This window comes from Methylobacter sp., assembly GCF_023227905.1.
In the GTDB taxonomy this organism is placed as follows: Bacteria; Pseudomonadota; Gammaproteobacteria; order Methylococcales; family Methylomonadaceae; genus Methylobacter_A.
Genome location: NZ_JALOCF010000027.1, coordinates 39,031 through 54,942, shown reverse-complemented (window position 1 = coordinate 54,942; position 15,912 = coordinate 39,031). Strand labels below are relative to the sequence as shown.

At 47.0% G+C, this 15,912-nt stretch carries 16 protein-coding genes and 1 other RNA gene; all 17 read right to left on the bottom strand.

What is annotated here, in order from left to right; all coding sequences use genetic code 11:
* Nucleotides 1-373: sugar nucleotide-binding protein (locus tag M0R47_RS12145; RefSeq protein WP_292555016.1), on the bottom strand; the 373-nt coding region annotated here is incomplete at its 3' end.
* The gene (locus tag M0R47_RS12140; protein ID WP_292555013.1) at nucleotides 370-1,602 is read right to left on the bottom strand and encodes a glycosyltransferase family 4 protein; all 1,233 of its coding nucleotides are present in this window, start codon (nucleotides 1,600-1,602) and stop codon (nucleotides 370-372) included. The genes M0R47_RS12145 and M0R47_RS12140, both read right to left, overlap by 4 nt.
* Nucleotides 1,599-2,729, bottom strand: coding sequence for a glycosyltransferase (locus M0R47_RS12135; protein WP_292555010.1), 1,131 nt, complete (start codon nucleotides 2,727-2,729; stop codon nucleotides 1,599-1,601). Before M0R47_RS12135 ends, M0R47_RS12140 begins: the two co-directional genes overlap by 4 nt.
* Nucleotides 2,726-3,685: an NAD(P)-dependent oxidoreductase gene (locus M0R47_RS12130; protein ID WP_292555007.1), complete on the bottom strand. Its 960-nt coding sequence runs from the start codon at nucleotides 3,683-3,685 to the stop codon at nucleotides 2,726-2,728. The genes M0R47_RS12135 and M0R47_RS12130 overlap by 4 nt, the downstream gene beginning before the upstream one ends.
* Nucleotides 3,686-3,775: 90 nt before the next feature.
* Complete coding sequence (locus M0R47_RS12125) at nucleotides 3,776-4,720, bottom strand: glycosyltransferase (RefSeq protein WP_292555005.1); 945 nt, start codon at nucleotides 4,718-4,720, stop codon at nucleotides 3,776-3,778.
* 69 nt (nucleotides 4,721-4,789) lie between these two features.
* Nucleotides 4,790-5,806, bottom strand: coding sequence for a glycosyltransferase family 2 protein (locus M0R47_RS12120; protein WP_292555002.1), 1,017 nt, complete (start codon nucleotides 5,804-5,806; stop codon nucleotides 4,790-4,792).
* Nucleotides 5,807-7,183 (bottom strand): hypothetical protein, encoded by a 1,377-nt coding sequence (locus M0R47_RS12115; protein WP_292554999.1) that lies wholly within the window; start codon nucleotides 7,181-7,183, stop codon nucleotides 5,807-5,809.
* 33 nt (nucleotides 7,184-7,216) lie between these two features.
* Nucleotides 7,217-8,146 (bottom strand): FkbM family methyltransferase, encoded by a 930-nt coding sequence (locus M0R47_RS12110; RefSeq protein WP_292554997.1) that lies wholly within the window; start codon nucleotides 8,144-8,146, stop codon nucleotides 7,217-7,219.
* Nucleotides 8,143-9,162, bottom strand: coding sequence for an NAD-dependent epimerase/dehydratase family protein (locus M0R47_RS12105; RefSeq protein WP_292554994.1), 1,020 nt, complete (start codon nucleotides 9,160-9,162; stop codon nucleotides 8,143-8,145). Before M0R47_RS12105 ends, M0R47_RS12110 begins: the two co-directional genes overlap by 4 nt.
* A 79-nt stretch (nucleotides 9,163-9,241) precedes the next feature.
* Nucleotides 9,242-10,951: a thiamine pyrophosphate-binding protein gene (locus M0R47_RS12100; protein WP_292554991.1), complete on the bottom strand. Its 1,710-nt coding sequence runs from the start codon at nucleotides 10,949-10,951 to the stop codon at nucleotides 9,242-9,244.
* Between the two features lie 34 nt (nucleotides 10,952-10,985).
* Nucleotides 10,986-12,326 (bottom strand): lipopolysaccharide biosynthesis protein RfbH, encoded by a 1,341-nt coding sequence (gene rfbH / locus M0R47_RS12095; RefSeq protein ID WP_292554988.1) that lies wholly within the window; start codon nucleotides 12,324-12,326, stop codon nucleotides 10,986-10,988.
* The gene (gene rfbG / locus M0R47_RS12090) at nucleotides 12,313-13,395 is read right to left on the bottom strand and encodes a CDP-glucose 4,6-dehydratase (protein ID WP_292555019.1); all 1,083 of its coding nucleotides are present in this window, start codon (nucleotides 13,393-13,395) and stop codon (nucleotides 12,313-12,315) included. Before rfbG ends, rfbH begins: the two co-directional genes overlap by 14 nt.
* A complete protein-coding gene (gene rfbF / locus M0R47_RS12085; RefSeq protein WP_292554985.1) occupies nucleotides 13,389-14,156 on the bottom strand; it encodes a glucose-1-phosphate cytidylyltransferase in 768 nt (255 codons plus the stop codon). Before rfbF ends, rfbG begins: the two co-directional genes overlap by 7 nt.
* A 496-nt stretch (nucleotides 14,157-14,652) precedes the next feature.
* Complete coding sequence (locus M0R47_RS12080; protein WP_292554983.1) at nucleotides 14,653-15,111, bottom strand: EVE domain-containing protein; 459 nt, start codon at nucleotides 15,109-15,111, stop codon at nucleotides 14,653-14,655.
* 36 nt (nucleotides 15,112-15,147) lie between these two features.
* Nucleotides 15,148-15,327: non-coding RNA, 6S RNA (gene ssrS / locus M0R47_RS12075), on the bottom strand.
* 21 nt (nucleotides 15,328-15,348) lie between these two features.
* Nucleotides 15,349-15,648, bottom strand: coding sequence for a cell division protein ZapA (locus M0R47_RS12070; RefSeq protein WP_292554980.1), 300 nt, complete (start codon nucleotides 15,646-15,648; stop codon nucleotides 15,349-15,351).
* Nucleotides 15,645-15,866 carry a TIGR02449 family protein gene (locus M0R47_RS12065; protein WP_292554976.1) on the bottom strand — a complete coding sequence of 74 codons (222 nt, stop codon included), beginning with the start codon at nucleotides 15,864-15,866 and terminating at the stop codon, nucleotides 15,645-15,647. The genes M0R47_RS12070 and M0R47_RS12065 overlap by 4 nt, the downstream gene beginning before the upstream one ends.
* Between the last annotated feature and the right edge of the window lie 46 nt (nucleotides 15,867-15,912).

Genomic DNA, 15,912 nt, shown 5'->3' with positions numbered 1-15,912 from the left:
CGGCGAACACGCAATCCGTGCTCATATGCACCAGACGGGCGCCTGATAATTCACATAATCTGGCCAGCCTGTGCGGCAATAACGCATTGATCGGTATCGCCTGTAACGGATCGTCCGCATCGGCCAGTTGCTTGATTAACCCCACACAATTGATCACCAGCTCCGGGCGGGTTCGGATGAAGGCTTGCAACAGGGAGTCGTGCTGCTCGACATCGATACCTGGCAGCAGGCGCTCGGCGATGTCGGCAGAAAAAAATCGCTTGGCGCTTTCCGAACGGAGCGTCCCATAAACCTGCCAACCGGCTTTTTCGCTTAGCACCCGGATCATTGCATTCCCGAGCATGCCGCTGGCGCCTAATACTAATATTCTCATTCGGATTTCTCTTTAGGTGCGCACACAGAGCGCAGGTGTTCTATCAATTGATCAACCAGCATGTCATGCGCGAAATGCTGTTCGTAGTATAAGCGGCCGCGCATACCCATGGCTTCTCTCTCTTGCGACGGCATGTGATACAGCTGCAAGACTGTTTCTGCCAAGGCGCGCCCGTCTTCAGCCGGTACCGTTAAGCCAGCGCCGGCCTCGGCGACCAGATTCGCGCCCTCGCCGTTGAGACACGCCAGAATGGGCCGTCCGGCAGCCAGATAGGCCTGTACTTTACTGGGAATGGTGGCCCGGAATATTTCTCGATCCGCCAGCGTCACCAGTAGTGCGGATGCCTGCTGCATGAATCCGGGCATAGTTTCTACCGGAAACATACCGGGTAAATGTAAGTTGCTTAGCGCTCGCCTTTGAGCTTCCTGGCGCATCCACTCCCATCGACTTCCCTCTCCAAGCACGACAAAATGGATATCCGCATATTTCTTCAGCAACGAAGCCGCCTCCACAATCACCTCGACCGCCTGCGCGGTGCCGATGTTGCCCGCGAACATGACAGAAAATCCATCACCGAGCCCAGCAACAGCGGGAAGTTCGCCTTTGGCCGGAACGGCGAAGGTGTCGTCCACGGAATTCGGATAATACGCGATTGGCGTGTCGGATGCCAGCTCACGGACCGGCGCTTCAAAAGCTCTCGACTGCACCAACAACAAATCGGTACGCCTGTAGATGAGGCGCACCACCTGCTCGACCAGTTTGAGCACCGTGCGGTTTTGCAGATGCCCTGTCGCCGACAGACTTTCCGGCCATAAATCCTGCACCGACAATACCACCGGGCAGCTCTTCAACCATCCAATGAAAATTGCAGGAATGGCCTGAAGTATCGGCGAGGGTGCATAAACGAAAATTATGTCATATTTTTTCTTGCGCAACATCCAAGGGGCAAACATCATCCCTGATACAACGAAAGATAAGTAGTTCAGCGCCAGGCGCCATCCGCCTCCGCCTCTCGCCAACAATGGAAGGCGGTTTATGTTAATGCCTTGATAGATTTCTCGCTGGCCCCCCCAGGCACGGTACCCGGCAAATATCTCCCCGCGCGGATAATTCGGTTTACCGGTCAAAACTTCGACCTCGATCCCCTTCTCCGACAAGGTTTTGGCAATCTCGTTGATGCGAAAGCTCTCCGGCCAAAAGTATTGACTGACGATCAAAATTTTTTTCATTTTGATTTCACCAGGTTTTCATAAAGTTGTCTGTATTTCTCGGAGACAGCACCCCATGAAAAATTAAAAGCGACGTAATCACGAGCCTTGATCCCTGTTGGCTTGATTTCATCGGGTGATGTCAATGCCAATTCCAGCCCCTTTTTCAAGCCTTCAACGGTAGCTGGTACCGACCATCCGCATCCGGCTTCTGCCATAGTATTCAAGCCGCATTGGTCGGTAAACAATGCAGGCACCCCACACACCCCTGCCTCAAGCACAACGATGGACATTGCTTCCTGCCTGGATGAAATGGTGAGAATCCTTGCGGCATGAAACGCGCTGGACTTATCAGCTCCCCCCAGATAACCCAAAAAATGCACTCGCTTGCAGGCTCCATTTTTAGTGACGATCGCTTTCAGTTGCGAAAGCATGCCATTGTCAGGCCCAGCGAAAACGAGATCGTAATCGGGGAATGCCTCCATGATCTGGAGAAATGCGCTCAAAAGCAAGTCCGGCCCCTTGATCAGATTCAATCTGCCAAAGAAAAGAATAATTTGTCTATTGGTGAGTCTATATTTGCTTCTGAAGCCTATTTCATCCGCCATGGCAAAATCGGCTTCGTCGACTGCATTGGGGATAACATCAATTTTTTCCTGAATCACTCCGTATTCGAGAAATTGTTTTTTTTCAGCTTCGGTGATTGCAATACACCTATCTGCGTTTTGCGCGATTTTTCGACCAATAATCCAATTGTAGATTTTCTTCAGCATCAATGACCGGCCAAAAATTGGGAGTGCGCCTGCAGGACAAAATACGTAAGGTTTATTGAGACTTACGGCTGCAAGATAGACCGCTGCATTCAAAATCGTCCAGTGCCCCATCAGGTGAATGACGTCATGCTCCGCGACAATCTGCTTGATTCTACCGAAAGCACATCGCGGGAATGGGAAACGCCTGGATAGACTCGGAATCGTTACAATTTTCCCATTTATAAGTCTTCTGGCAGAAGACCCTGCTGTTTCCATCGTCAATATCGAACACTCAATACCGTTCCTGATAAGATGCTGACTCATCTGGAATGTCCTTTCAGCCGTTCCACCTCCGGTTACTTGATCGATTGTATGATTGACGTTCAGAATTTTCATTTGTTTTTGTACCACCTTGAAAAAGCATCTATCCCTGTTTCAAGTTTCATCGGTTTTTTAAAGCCAAGCTTGGTAAGCTTTTGGTCGCTATATTTTACTACCGGATTGGACTGAGGCTTCTTTGCCATTCTCAGAACTGTTGCCAACAGCAGCATAGGCAGTCGAACCACAGGAAATTGAAAAGGCTCGATCTCCAAGTTTTTTATCAGTCGTTTTTCGATGTCCCGGTAATTGTTGATTGACGCATCATCATCCGAAATAATAAAGACTTCACGGTCGATTTTACTGTTTGCGTCCAGAAGAAATATCAATGCAGCAACAACATTTTCTACGCAGACGAGGTTCATACTGCGACGTCCAAAAAGACAGGACTTTGCATAGGATTTCAGCTTATTACCTGCACAGAGCTCATCGGCGAGCTTGATCAGATTTTTCCCCTCTGAGCCAAAGACCGCTGAAGGCCGTAGAATTGAAAGTTCAAACCTGCCCTGTGCTCTTGCTAGCAGAACTGTCTCAATCGCGAGCTTGGACCTCTGGTATTCCGATGCAGGACTGCATAGGGTTGTCTCGACAATAACCTTTTCCGGGATGTTTCCGGCCACGACTGCGGTACTGCAGTGGATCAGCCTTTTGACTTTCCGTGCTGCGCACGCTTCTGCCAGGTTGACCATCGCATCAATGTTATCCTGAAAACGATGAGTGGCGAGGTAAGCCAGATTGATTACAGTGCACCCGGACTCGAATAATGGAATAAGTGTCTCTGGCTTGAGTAGGTTTCCTTCAATGAAAACGATGTTTGGCTTATCTCCAGCCCTTAATTTTCTATGATGAACAAGAACCCTAATCTCAACGTTTTTCCTGGCCGACAGAAACGCAACTAAATGCTTGCCAACAAAGCCTGATGCACCAATAACGGCAATTACTTCCACGTCAGGAAGGCCAAGATTCTTATTCATTCAATTTCTAGCTATACGACACAAAAGCCATGGCTTCCAAGATCCTCGTCTGGTTCATTTTTCTTTCCATTCGCTACCAATCCAAGGTTATCAATTACCATAATTCAAACGATTTTTAATCGTTCTCAACACTTTATGACCCCATCTGTTAAAAAGTCCATTGGCAAGCATCCTTTGCACTCTCAGTGAGAAGAAAGTCCCGGGCGATATGAGCATCGCTTTACATATCTCAAAAAACGCCGCCTTATACCTACCAGCCCGAAGATGCAACTGTGCTACTACGAATCTCGCATTAGCCATCGCTCGACCATTAACTGAAATGATTTCAGCGGGTATACATGGCAACTGAAAATACTTTTCCATTACCCTTAACGCTTCCTCTGCGCGCTCGGTTGGGGCCTGTGCAAATGTCTGTGAATCTTCATGTACTCGAAATGCAGCCAGCTGTTCATGAATGTGAACGAAGCTGCCTAATAAACCTAACCGCAGCCAATAGTCATAGTCGGGATATTGCCGAAAAGAAGCGTCCCACCCATCCGTGTGAACGAAAGCACTGCGCCAGAAATAGGCCCCAGGGCCTGGAGCACAGATAAACCTTACAACCATTTCTCGATAACTATATTCAGGAGCCACTACGCTTCGGATTACCCTTGATTCCGAGTCAATCAGCCGAAAATCGCCATAACATAGAACGGCATCAGGATTACCCAGCAAACATTTTACAGACTTGCTCGTGGCTTGAGGCAATAGCACATCATCAGCCGAGAGATAAGCCAGGATTTCTCCTTTCGCCATGCTCCAACCTTTATTCAAAGTACTTGCCTGCCCCATATTCTTCTGAGACTCCCAATAGAACTGATTTCCGAAGCTGTCTAGCACCTCGCGTGTATTATCAGTCGATCCATCGTCTAAAACGATCAATTCAATATTCGAGTAATCTTGGTTTAAGACACTGTCTATTGCCTGTTTAAGGTACTTACCGTGGTTATAAGCTGGAATCACTATCGTGACTAATGGAGTAAGCATTACTTGCATAGACACTGCCTCACCTTATTAAATGACTCATATCCAACTTAGAATTGCTGTACTGAACTTTGAAAGAGATCATAGTAAAATGGTCCCCAACAACTTTCGCGTTAATCGAACAAAGACGAAGTATATTCGAGCCAATGTAATAGGTAATGAAATCAATGGCTCAAGAAACAAACGGTATCTCCAATTGCCATTAAACACTCGCCCCATGTCAATTGCGACATCCTCCTTCAGATAACCAGATTCGCCTTTTCGAAGGTTCATGATGTAAGTAGGAAACCATGTCACTATGACCCCGTTCTGAATAGCTTGCGCTAACTCCGGTTGAAGTTTAAATATACTGTTCGTAATATTAATCAAATTATTACCGAATACATTTATTGCTCCGTATCCTCCAGAGTTTCCAATTTTGGCCGCGTAAATCCTGTCTTCAAGTATTGCAAATTTTTTGCCGTCACGAACTAAGGGCAAAATCCAACCCAGTTGAGGGAGATTGCTGCCATCAACCAATTGGCTAACAGATTCGGTTTTCACTCCACTGCGTACAATCAAGGCGGTAATAAAGGTGAGCATTACATGAGTGCTCTTAACAAAATCTAAGGCTCTTGAGCATTCTACAAACCCACTTTTACCTCGCCCCCGCTTAGGCTCGTCCAGATAACTTTCGAAGTAACCGTAGCCACCCAGATACAGGATATCTATTTCCTGCTTAACCAAAATATCCAACACCAGCTTGAGCTTTCCGGGAAGTATGACATCGTCGTCTCCAAATAACCAAACATAGGGTGTGGTAGCAGAGGCATAGCATTGGGCAACATTACGTTCAGCTCCAATATTTTCGGTGTTATGCACAACCTCAAATACTTCTGTATCTATGAGTTGATATTGGAAAATGACCTCGGCTGTATTATCAGTGGAGGCGTTGTTCGCAATATACACTTTCACCCAGCTACGCTGATCTTCACTTAGGCTGTCGAGCTCTTCGCCAATACGCTTGAGGCACAGCTCAAGAAAAGCGGATCTGTTATAAGTGGGTATCGCAATTGTTAGCAGTGGTTGTTTGCCCTTCATTGAATCGATAACTTGCATTTATAACATTCCGTTTTTAGACGTTTCGAGTACGCACTGCTTTTGCCACTCATGTCGCTTAGACAAAAAAATCTTACTACCCCAGCCTAATCCGATAACCGTGCATACGGATAAATAGCCGGACATTACTCCCACAGCACCATATTCTTTTCCAAGAACCAATGTTAGGGCAGCGATCAATCCGGCACTCACCAGACTAATCAGCAAAAAAGGCTCTTGCTTATGCGCTCGCAAATAAGCTGATTGCGCATAAGTCACATAATTTAGCGTTGTAGCCAACATAAGAAGTGTGAAAGGCAATGGGTCGAGGAAACGCGATGCAAATTGAACGTGTTCTACATGCAGAAAATAGTTCGCGAGACATAACACAGCCCCAAGCACAACCATTACAAAAAGCGAACGCGACAATGTCAAATTGAATATCTGATCCAAGTTAATGTAATCTTTCCTCGCTATCAGTGTTCCGAATTGAGGCGCTTTTGTACTCATCCAAGCCATCGCAATACTCATTAGCGCATTGGCTATTGAAAAACTCATTCCCATTTGCCCTGCCTGTACCGCACCACGGTAAGCGAAGAGTACTGGGGTAAATAACTGAAAGATGAAATAACCGCTTAACCAACTGAGCGCAATCTTCCATTGGAACGGCCAAATTTCAGTTTTCCACTGTATACCGGCGGTCGCATCGATCTTGCAATCCAATAAGTTTTTAAAAAATACCCTTTTGGTGCGCCACAGCCACACCAAAGCCGTAAATGCCAAGCCTGTGTTCATGGCGGGCATAGCCAATAAACCGCCACCGCTGATTAGCATCCCCCATGCGGCCAAGCTACCTATGATGTTTTGATACATCCTTAGCCGTGCAATTTCGGTTATATGCCCGCACCCTTCCAACAACGCTAATAATGGCAAGAAAAAAATGTTTATTGCGGCCGAGGACACCAACCAGACCCAAGCCACTTGCCAACTCACACTCGATTGCGGATAGCTAACAGAAAAGAATACCCACCCGATTGGCAGTATTAGCGCAATGATAAACGTTGCAATGACGCCATACCACTTGGCCATCAGTACCAATAATGAGCGTAGGCGATTTTTTGACTGGGCGTTCCCCTCGATGGTACCGTTATCCGACCATGACAAATGCACCATTTCATGGCTGGAAAATTGCATAATCACGTAACTCATCCCCAATTCAAAAAAAATCTGCATCGCTAGCAGGCTGGCAAATGTGTAGTAGTAGCCTTGTTCATCAGGCGTTAGAAAGCGCACAACCAGCAATAAAGTAACGGCGCTGGAAAGCAAGCCCCAGCCTCGTCCCGCCAAGGTGTAAACAATCGCGCGATCAACACCCATATAGCCAAGCAGTTTTTTCATTAGCTGCAAACTACTGCGTAAATCTGATAATCATCATGAGTTGGACAACTCATCAATGAGCTGTTGGTGTTTTTTAGCATGCAGGAAAAAGAAATTGGTCTCTACCGTCTTGTCCGTCATTTCAACCAACTCTTTTAAAGCGGCTCCGTCTGCATAAAAACAGCGATACTCAAAGGATGCAAAGAGGCTGATGATTTCATTCGGATGGTAATTAAACTTCGCCGCCCATTTCCGCAACATTTCAGTAAACACAATGGGTTTATCTCTTTGCAACGTTTCTATTGCTCCTTGAAATGCAAACAACTCCGCTCCCTCAACATCGCACTTAATGAAATCGACATGAAGCTTATTGGCCGAAACAAAGTCATCCAGCCGTTCGACATGGCATGTTATTAACTCGGCATCCATACGTTCGCTAACGTTTGCAGCTGATGCATTGACACTTCCTTCAGGATAAAAGTAGAACGTCAAATCCTTACACTCGTCGGACAATCCAAAGTGGTGTGCGACCACATTCGAAACCTGGTTTAGTTTGATGTTTTTCTCAAGAAAATCATAAGTCTTCGGGATAGGTTCGAATGCATGCACAGTACTTGCGGGATATGTTTTGGCAATATTAACGGCATACCATCCCGCATTGGCCCCGATGTCTATAACACAGTCCTCTGGCGATACCAGTCGCATAATCATGGTTGAGTCGGTTGTTTCATAATCCAAAAAATTGAGCGCTTCAATGGGGGCCACACGATGATCTCCCAATGGGCAAATCATCTTTACACCCTTGTCTCGCGATGTCATGACCACTGAGCCGTCAGATATTTCAATGGAAGCTATATTGGTCTGCTTAATATAATTTGCATACTCAAAAAGCTTGGCATGATGCAATTGATACATCGTCCGGATAAATTCAGGCTTAGTAAGGTCGCCTTTCAAGAAATCGCTACGTGTATCGGAAATATTCATGATAAATAACCTTTTATTGTTTTGAGAAAACCATTTTCAAGCGAAGTAATAGGGCTCCAGCCCAATCCTCTTGCAAGCGTTATATCAGGACATGTCACTGAAATTTGACTGGCGAGATAACTCTCCGATACTTTTCGTTGTTCCATCCTGACTGATAAATGCTTGTCCGAACAGATTCTTGCAACCAGATGCGCCAAGTCATGAATGCTAATCTCAGCATCAGGATTTCCGATGTTATAGGCTTTGGCATTTGTTCCATTCAATAGCACCGTCCAAAATCCGGCGGTTGCGTCTGCCAAGTAACAAAATGAGCGTCTGGTTAAGCCGTCGGTTTTCAATACTATATCTCGGCCATTCACTGCATCAGCCACAAAATCGGCATAAACACGGCCATCATCCAGACGCATACCGGGACCGTATGTATGAAAGGGCCGAACAATTTTGGCCGGGACTCCAAATTGATGATGCCACGAAACACACATATTTTCGCCCATGCGTTTACTTTCCGCATAGCATGAACGAACCGCCAAGGGATCAAGATACCCATAATCCGACTCGGACGTTGGCACACGGGCAGCTTCGCCATAAACCTCCGCACTGCTAAAATAGAGAAAGCCTTTCACATTATGATTTCGAGCCAATTCAAGCAGATGTGCCGTACCTAATGTGTTTGCACTCAAAGTCCCTACCGGATCAGTCGCATAATATTTTGGGCTCGCTTGACTTGCTGCATGAATAATGAAATCAAGCGGCTGATTCACTTGCATCGGTAAACTAATATTCTGCTCGATGCAGATTAAATCCGGCCTTTTTTGATGATGACTAAACCTTTGCGCAAATCCATTACGGTCCCTAACAACAGCGATAACCGTCACGTTGAGCTGTTGCGTTTCGTTAAGAAACAATAATGTTTCTATCATGTATGCGGCCAGGAAACCCGCTGCACCGGTTACCATCACTGTTTTTCCGCTCAACGCCTGCCATGGAATCGCATAGTGAGTGGTTAGTAACTTCATGTCTGCGGTCACTACGGAGTGGCGGCCGACGCTTAGAGCTTTATTCATCAACAGGAGAGTAATATGGGCGGCACATTGGCTACTTGGTTATCGCAGGAAACTGTTCGTCGAGCTTTGATCCAAAAGCCAAGCGAGGCCTGCATTCGGTCGCGCCCTCCAGCATAATTTCAATGAGTAACGGTCCTTTGCGACCGGCCATTAAACTGAAAGCGTCATCAAGATCCGTAATATTGGTAACACAGCGGGATTCGATGCCATAGGCTGACGCAATATTTGTAAAGGAAGGACTGCTATAGCCTTTTCGGGTTGATTGATCGCGCCCGTTAAAATACATGTCCTGAAAGTTTTTGACCATTCCTAATGCGGCGTTATTCATTACGATAATGGTGATGTCCAATGCCAAACGGTTAAGTGTATCCAGCTCCTGAATGTTAATTTGAAGGCTGCCATCACCGGTAATCACAACTACCCTGCCTTGAGATTGCAGGGCAACCCCTATTGCCGTCGGCAAAGCAAAACCCATCGCCCCCATGCCGCCGCTGTAGTGAACGGCATTGTTTTGAGACAAGCGCAGATTTTGCGCCGCCCACATTTGATGATTACCAACATCGCAAACATAATCCACAGGCTGGCAGGACAAACGATTATTCAGTTTTTTGAAAATCTCACTAGGGCTGATTTCCCACTCCGGATATTCATTGATTTGCGCATCACTACGCTGCATTGACAGCTCGTGTAACCACGCATGATCCAAGTCGGGAAATGTGTCGACGTGTAGAGGAAATTCTCTAAAGAAACTTTCAGTCGCTGCGCAAATATTAAGATCGGCGTGAACCCGATTACCTAGTTGAAACGGATCAATATCAACCTGGACGATGTGCGCTTTACGGGCAAAGTCTTTAGTGTCGGCACCAGTCTGACGCACATCGAGACGGGCGCCCAAAACAATCAGCAAATCGCAGTTCTGAACGGCCCAGTTAGCTTCACGATTGCCATAACTACCGATCATGTTCATGTACTGGCCGCGCGCAATCACCCGTTCATGCCCCATCAGCGTCGAAACATAAGGAATGCCCAGAGCATCCGCTGTTAACAGCCATGCATCCATTGAGTCGGCCCAACGCGCGCCACCGCCGATACAAAACAATGGTCTCTTTGCTTCGCCGCACACGGCTTTCAGCGTGTTTAGATCGTCTATGCTTATTGCAGTCCCCGTATTGGCCAGTAATGGCATGTTCAGCCATTTTTCAACCAGAGCATCCGGAATGTCCGCCCGTTGAATATCATTGGGAATATCCAGTAATACCGGGCCTTGCCGCCCGTTAAAAGCAGCCGTCAACGCTTTGTGCAATTCGGGCAAGAGATCCTCGGGGCAATCCACCCGCGCGGCGTATTTGGTCAAAGAATGTACAACTTCAACAATATCCAGTTCTTGGAAACCTTGTTGCCGGATAGGGCGGTTTCCTCTAAGTTCATGGGTATTCACTTGCCCGGTTATGAATAAGCAGGGAACCGAGTCGAACCAACAACTACCGATACCTGTTATTAAATTAGTGGCACCAGGACCGCTGGTTCCCATTGCCACTGCAATCGTTTTTCCTTTCGCATATCTTGCGACACCTTCCGCAGCAAACGCTGCGGACTGCTCATGATGCATTGAGACGATATTGAATTGACCTGTTTGGGCAAAGCTATCCAATAGATGAGTGATCATCCCGCCCACAAGTTCAAAGCAAGTTTGAATACGGTGAGCAATTAGGAATTGAGCGAGGGCATCTGAGGCTTTCAATGGGTATTACCTGTTATTTTCGTTATTGAGGCTATTACTTATCCAGCCCCAAAAACGACTCAATCCGTTCGCACACATAGTCCAGCATCGATTCGTTTAAGCCGGGGTAAACGCCGATCCAGAAAGTATTGTTCATGATGTCGTCGGTGCGAGCAAGTTCGCCACTGACGCGATAGACTCTGTCTTTAAAATAAGGCTGACGTGTGAGGTTACCGGCAAACAAAAGACGGGTACCTATTTTATATTGATCCAGGTATTTCAGCAGCTCTACCCGTTCGATACCGGCCGACTCCCGGATGGTGATCGGAAAACCGAACCAGGACGGCTCACTATCCGCAGTCGCCTCGGGCAAAATCAGCTGCTGTTCACAGGATTTCAGCCGTTCTTTAAGGAAGGCAAAGTTTTGTTTACGCGCGGCTATAAATTCCGGCAAGCGATCCATTTGCGCCAAAGCACAAGCAGCTTGCATGTCGGAAATATTGAGGTTATAGCCCAAATGCGAGTAGGTGTATTTGTGGTCATAGCCTTTCGGCAGGGTTCCAAGCTGCCAGCCGAAACGTTTGCGGCAGGTGTCGTCGCAACCGGGCGCACAGTAACAATCCCGACCCCAATCGCGAAAGGATTCGATGATTTTTTTCAGCTTGCGGTCTTTGGTAAAAATCATGCCGCCTTCGCCCATGGTGATGTGATGGGCAGGGTAAAAACTACAGGTGGCGATATGGCCGAAAGTGCCGACATGCCGGTCTTTGTAAAGCGAACCTAGCGCATCGCAGCAATCTTCAATGACCCACAGATTGTGCTTTTGCGCGATAGTCATTACCGCATCCACGTCAAACGGATTGCCCAAGGTGTGGGCAATCATGACGGCGCGAGTACGGTCGGTTATCGCCGCTTCAATTTTTTTGGGATTGATGTTGTAGGTTGGAATATCCACATCCACAAACACCGGTACCATGCCGTTTTGCAAAATAGGATTAACGGTAGTTGGAAAACCTGCCGCTACGGTAATCACTTCATCACCCGGTTTTAAAGCGCGCTCACCCAGTTTGTAAGAGGTCAATGCGGTAAACGCCAGCAGATTGGCCGCAGAACCTGAAGTGGTCGTCAGTGCATAAGGCACGCCGACAAACTCGGCAAAGCGTTGTTCAAATTCCTGGTTGAAACGTCCGGTGGTGAGCCAACCGTCCAGGGAGGCGTCGACCATGTTGATCAGTTCGCCGGCCCCCAGCACTTTACCGGACGGAGGAATCACGCTGGTGCCAGCCTCAAATGACTGCTCCGCGAAATGTAACTCACTGTAACGTTCAACCAGATCGAATATCTGTTGTTTCAACTCTGCCTTACCCACTTCAAATTCCCGCTTAATATTTTTCAAAACTATTGTTATACGCTCTGATCTGGCGCAACGTCAGCTCGCGCATGTCTTGCCCGTCGCGATGGGCTCGATACCAATCGATAATCGCAGCCAATGCCTCTTCGAGACACCATCTAGGCTGCCAATCCAACTGAGCTTTTGCCTTGGAACAATCCAGTTTCAAGTAATGCGCCTCATGCGGATGAATGCCCGAATCCAGCGCCCAGCTCGCATCCTCGCCCCAGGATTCAGTTAAACTTTCCACAATCCATTGCACAGGCTTGGCATCTTCACTGTTCGGCCCGAAGTTCCAACCCTCTGCATAAGCTGCACCTTGTTCATAGAGCTTTTGCGCTAATAATAAATAACCGGACAACGGCTCCAACACATGCTGCCAAGGACGGATCGCGTGCGGATTGCGAATATGCATCGGCTCGCCTTGCATGATTGCACGCATAATGTCGGGAATAAGCCGATCTTCCGCCCAATCGCCTCCACCGATCACGTTGCCGGCTCTGGCCGATGCTAATGCCACACCGTGATCAGTAAAATTACCAGGATTGAAATAAGAACTTCGGTAAGCCGATGTCACCAGCTCAGCGCACCCTTTACTATTGCTATAGGGATCATAGCCGCCCATCGCTTCGTTTTCCCGGTAACCCCACGCCCATTCGCGGTTTTCATAGCACTTGTCGCTGGTAACGTTAACAATTGCCCGCACGCTGCTCGTCAGTCTTGCCGCTTCCAACAAATGAACAGTGCCCATTACGTTAGTCGAATACGTTTCTATCGGGTTAGCGTAGGAATAGCGCACCAAAGGTTGAGCCGCCATATGAATGACGATCTCGGGTTGATATTTTTCAAACACGGCTGCCAGCGCCGCAAAATCGCGTATATCCGAGTCGATGCTAACCATGCCTTCAGCAACATTAGCGGCATCAAATAAACTGGGATTAGTGGGTGCCGCCAGCGCATAGCCGATTACTTTGGCCCCCATGTCTTGCAACCAAAGGGAAAGCCAACTGCCTTTGAAACCGGTATGGCCGGTTAACAATACTATTTTATCGGCCCAGAAAGATGGCTCTACCATATTTTCCACGGCGCTTTACCGCTTGCCCACAACTCTTCAAGATAGTTTTTATCGCGCAAAGTATCCATAGGCTGCCAAAAACCGGAATGGAAATGAACGGCCATTTGTCCGTCTCTGGCTAACTGCTCCACAGGCTCACGCTCCCATATCGTCCGATCGTCTTTAATGTAATTAAACACCTCAGGCGAGAGCACAAAGAAACCACCATTAATCCAGCCACCATCTCCATGAGGCTTTTCCTGAAAACTAATGACACTGTTCCCGCTTAAATTAAGCGCACCAAATCGTCCTGGCGGCTGCGTTGCTGTTAAAGTAGCAAATTTGCCATGTTGTTTATGGAATTCAATTAATGCTTTGATATTCACATCGCCAATGCCATCACCATAAGTACAGCAAAAATTTTCGTCTCCAACATACTCGGCAATACGCTTAATACGACCGCCGGTCATGGTTTCTTCCCCGGTATCTACCAGCGTTACTCGCCATGGCTCAGCATTACGCTGATGAACTTCCATCTTATTATTTTGCATGTCAAAGGTCACATCGGACATATGCAAAAAGTAATTGGCAAAATACTCCTTAATGACATAGCCTTTATAGCCGCAGCAAATAATAAAGTCATGTATGCCATGAGCTGAATAGGTTTTCATGACGTGCCATAGCACTGGTTTGCCGCCAATCTCAACCATAGGCTTAGGCCGAATTGATGTCTCTTCACTAATCCGTGTGCCTAAACCGCCTGCAAGAATAACCGCTTTCATACCTGTACCTCATCGGCTTCAGGCTGATCTAAAGTGGCGCCGATATAAGCCCCAAAAGCGAATAGGTAGACCTGCACAGGGAGTAGTTGCCGAGAAGCCAACAAGGGCCACTTCGATTTCACAACTCGAATCATTAAAACATCTGTCACAATTATTCTCTCAGCTGATAAGCAAAATTTTTTCTTATTCAAGCCCTGTTATAGGCTAATTGTTTCATAGACAAGGTAATCCAGCCAAACTTTAATATCATTGTCCGCCTTAACTAAAGTTCATTTAACTCAATAACTTCTTTAGACTTTGGATGACATTTGCAATCTCTAGCCCGTGCCTTGCCTGCACGTACAAATATTTGCATCTGCCTTCACAGCTAGGGGTTACTTAGGAGAACACACTCCAAGAATATGAAGGCAGAGCAATTCAGGATCAACGTAGCGGTATGCCGAAGAACGAGCTTTGCAGATGTTTCACGGCTAAACTTAACTTTGCCCTTTCTGCTTTACTCCAGGGAGAGAATAAACTTCCACTGCCCTTTACTAACCGGCATTATCGACAACCGATTGCCGGGCCTTACCAGCGCGAGGTCTGCCAGTTCGTTGTAAGCTTTCAACTCTTTAAGCGTAATAGTGCGGGACAACGTTTTGACGTATTTAACATCAACCATTATCCAGCGGGGATGCTCGGGATCGCTTTTGGGATCAAAATGCGTGTCGTCAGGATCAAAAGCGGAAAAATCGGGGTAACCTTCCTTAACGATTTCCATGATGCCGACTATGCCCGGCACATCGCAGTTGGAATGATAGAAGAAAACCTGGTCGCCTAATCTCATACCGTCCCGCATCATATTTCTGGCCTGATAATTACGTACACCGTCCCAGTGCTCGGTCTGGTTGGGCTTGTTGTACAGATCATTAATTCCGAACGTATCCGGTTCGGATTTCATTAGCCAATAATTCATGGGAATTTTGATTTAATGGGGAGTGATTGTTATGGAGCATCTCCCGCCTGCGCCGTAATGTGCTTTCGTCCTTGAACCGGAAGTTCAAGTGGGGACATGGCCGGTAAATCAGGCTTCCCGTATAAAACGGGCATGCTCACCAATACTGGTGTCCGCCCCCGGGGTAATAACAGGTTCAGGAAACACCCAGCACACTCTCGAACGCCGCAGGAAATGCTAAACTGTATTTTAGCGCGTTTAAGTATTTTCTAAAACGTTTTCTATCTTGTGAGTCATTTTTGCCAAGCATTCGCTCAAGGTTTGGGTGAGCATGGCATTTTGATTTTTCATCAATTGTAACTCATGAGCCAAATTAAGCGCCGCCATGACCGCAATTCTGTCAGCGCCGGCTACTTTACCGGAATCCCTCATTTGGCGCATTTGAATATCAAGCTGCTGAGCCGACCGGATCAGGTCGTTTTGCTCTTCAGGCGCACAGGCAATTTTATATTCCTTACCCATAATGATCAGCGATACCGGCTGGAGCTTCTTGTTCATGATCCGTTCTCCATTGCTTTCAGACGCGCAATCATCGCTTCAACCCGGGTTCTGGCCAGAGTGGTTTTTTCCAAAAGCTTGGCTTTTTCCCGAACTAATGAATCCTGTTTGGTTTTCAGCGAACTGTTTTCATTTTTTACGCTAGTATATTGCTCGATGAGCTGATCCAGCTTTTCTTCGAGGTCTTTTAACTCTAAAGATTGATTTGATTTTGTCATGGTGGTAACTAGGTTGTTGCAAGCAAGTTAACAGGCGATATTTGCA

Excerpts from the sequence above, each read along its gene's own strand:
- M0R47_RS12140 (WP_292555013.1), bottom strand. The coding sequence starts at position 1,602 with ATGAAAAAAATTTTGATCGTCAGTCAATACTTTTGGCCGGAGAGCTTT.
- M0R47_RS12135 (WP_292555010.1), bottom strand. The coding sequence starts at position 2,729 with ATGAAAATTCTGAACGTCAATCATACAATCGATCAAGTAACCGGAGGT.
- M0R47_RS12130 (WP_292555007.1), bottom strand. The coding sequence starts at position 3,685 with ATGAATAAGAATCTTGGCCTTCCTGACGTGGAAGTAATTGCCGTTATT.
- M0R47_RS12125 (WP_292555005.1), bottom strand. The coding sequence starts at position 4,720 with ATGCAAGTAATGCTTACTCCATTAGTCACGATAGTGATTCCAGCTTAT.
- M0R47_RS12120 (WP_292555002.1), bottom strand. The coding sequence starts at position 5,806 with ATGCAAGTTATCGATTCAATGAAGGGCAAACAACCACTGCTAACAATT.
- M0R47_RS12115 (WP_292554999.1), bottom strand. The coding sequence starts at position 7,183 with ATGAAAAAACTGCTTGGCTATATGGGTGTTGATCGCGCGATTGTTTAC.
- M0R47_RS12110 (WP_292554997.1), bottom strand. The coding sequence starts at position 8,146 with ATGAATATTTCCGATACACGTAGCGATTTCTTGAAAGGCGACCTTACT.
- M0R47_RS12105 (WP_292554994.1), bottom strand. The coding sequence starts at position 9,162 with ATGAAGTTACTAACCACTCACTATGCGATTCCATGGCAGGCGTTGAGC.
- rfbG (WP_292555019.1), bottom strand. The coding sequence starts at position 13,395 with ATGGTAGAGCCATCTTTCTGGGCCGATAAAATAGTATTGTTAACCGGC.
- rfbF (WP_292554985.1), bottom strand. The coding sequence starts at position 14,156 with ATGAAAGCGGTTATTCTTGCAGGCGGTTTAGGCACACGGATTAGTGAA.
- M0R47_RS12080 (WP_292554983.1), bottom strand. The coding sequence starts at position 15,111 with ATGAATTATTGGCTAATGAAATCCGAACCGGATACGTTCGGAATTAAT.
- M0R47_RS12070 (WP_292554980.1), bottom strand. The coding sequence starts at position 15,648 with ATGAACAAGAAGCTCCAGCCGGTATCGCTGATCATTATGGGTAAGGAA.
- M0R47_RS12065 (WP_292554976.1), bottom strand. The coding sequence starts at position 15,866 with ATGACAAAATCAAATCAATCTTTAGAGTTAAAAGACCTCGAAGAAAAG.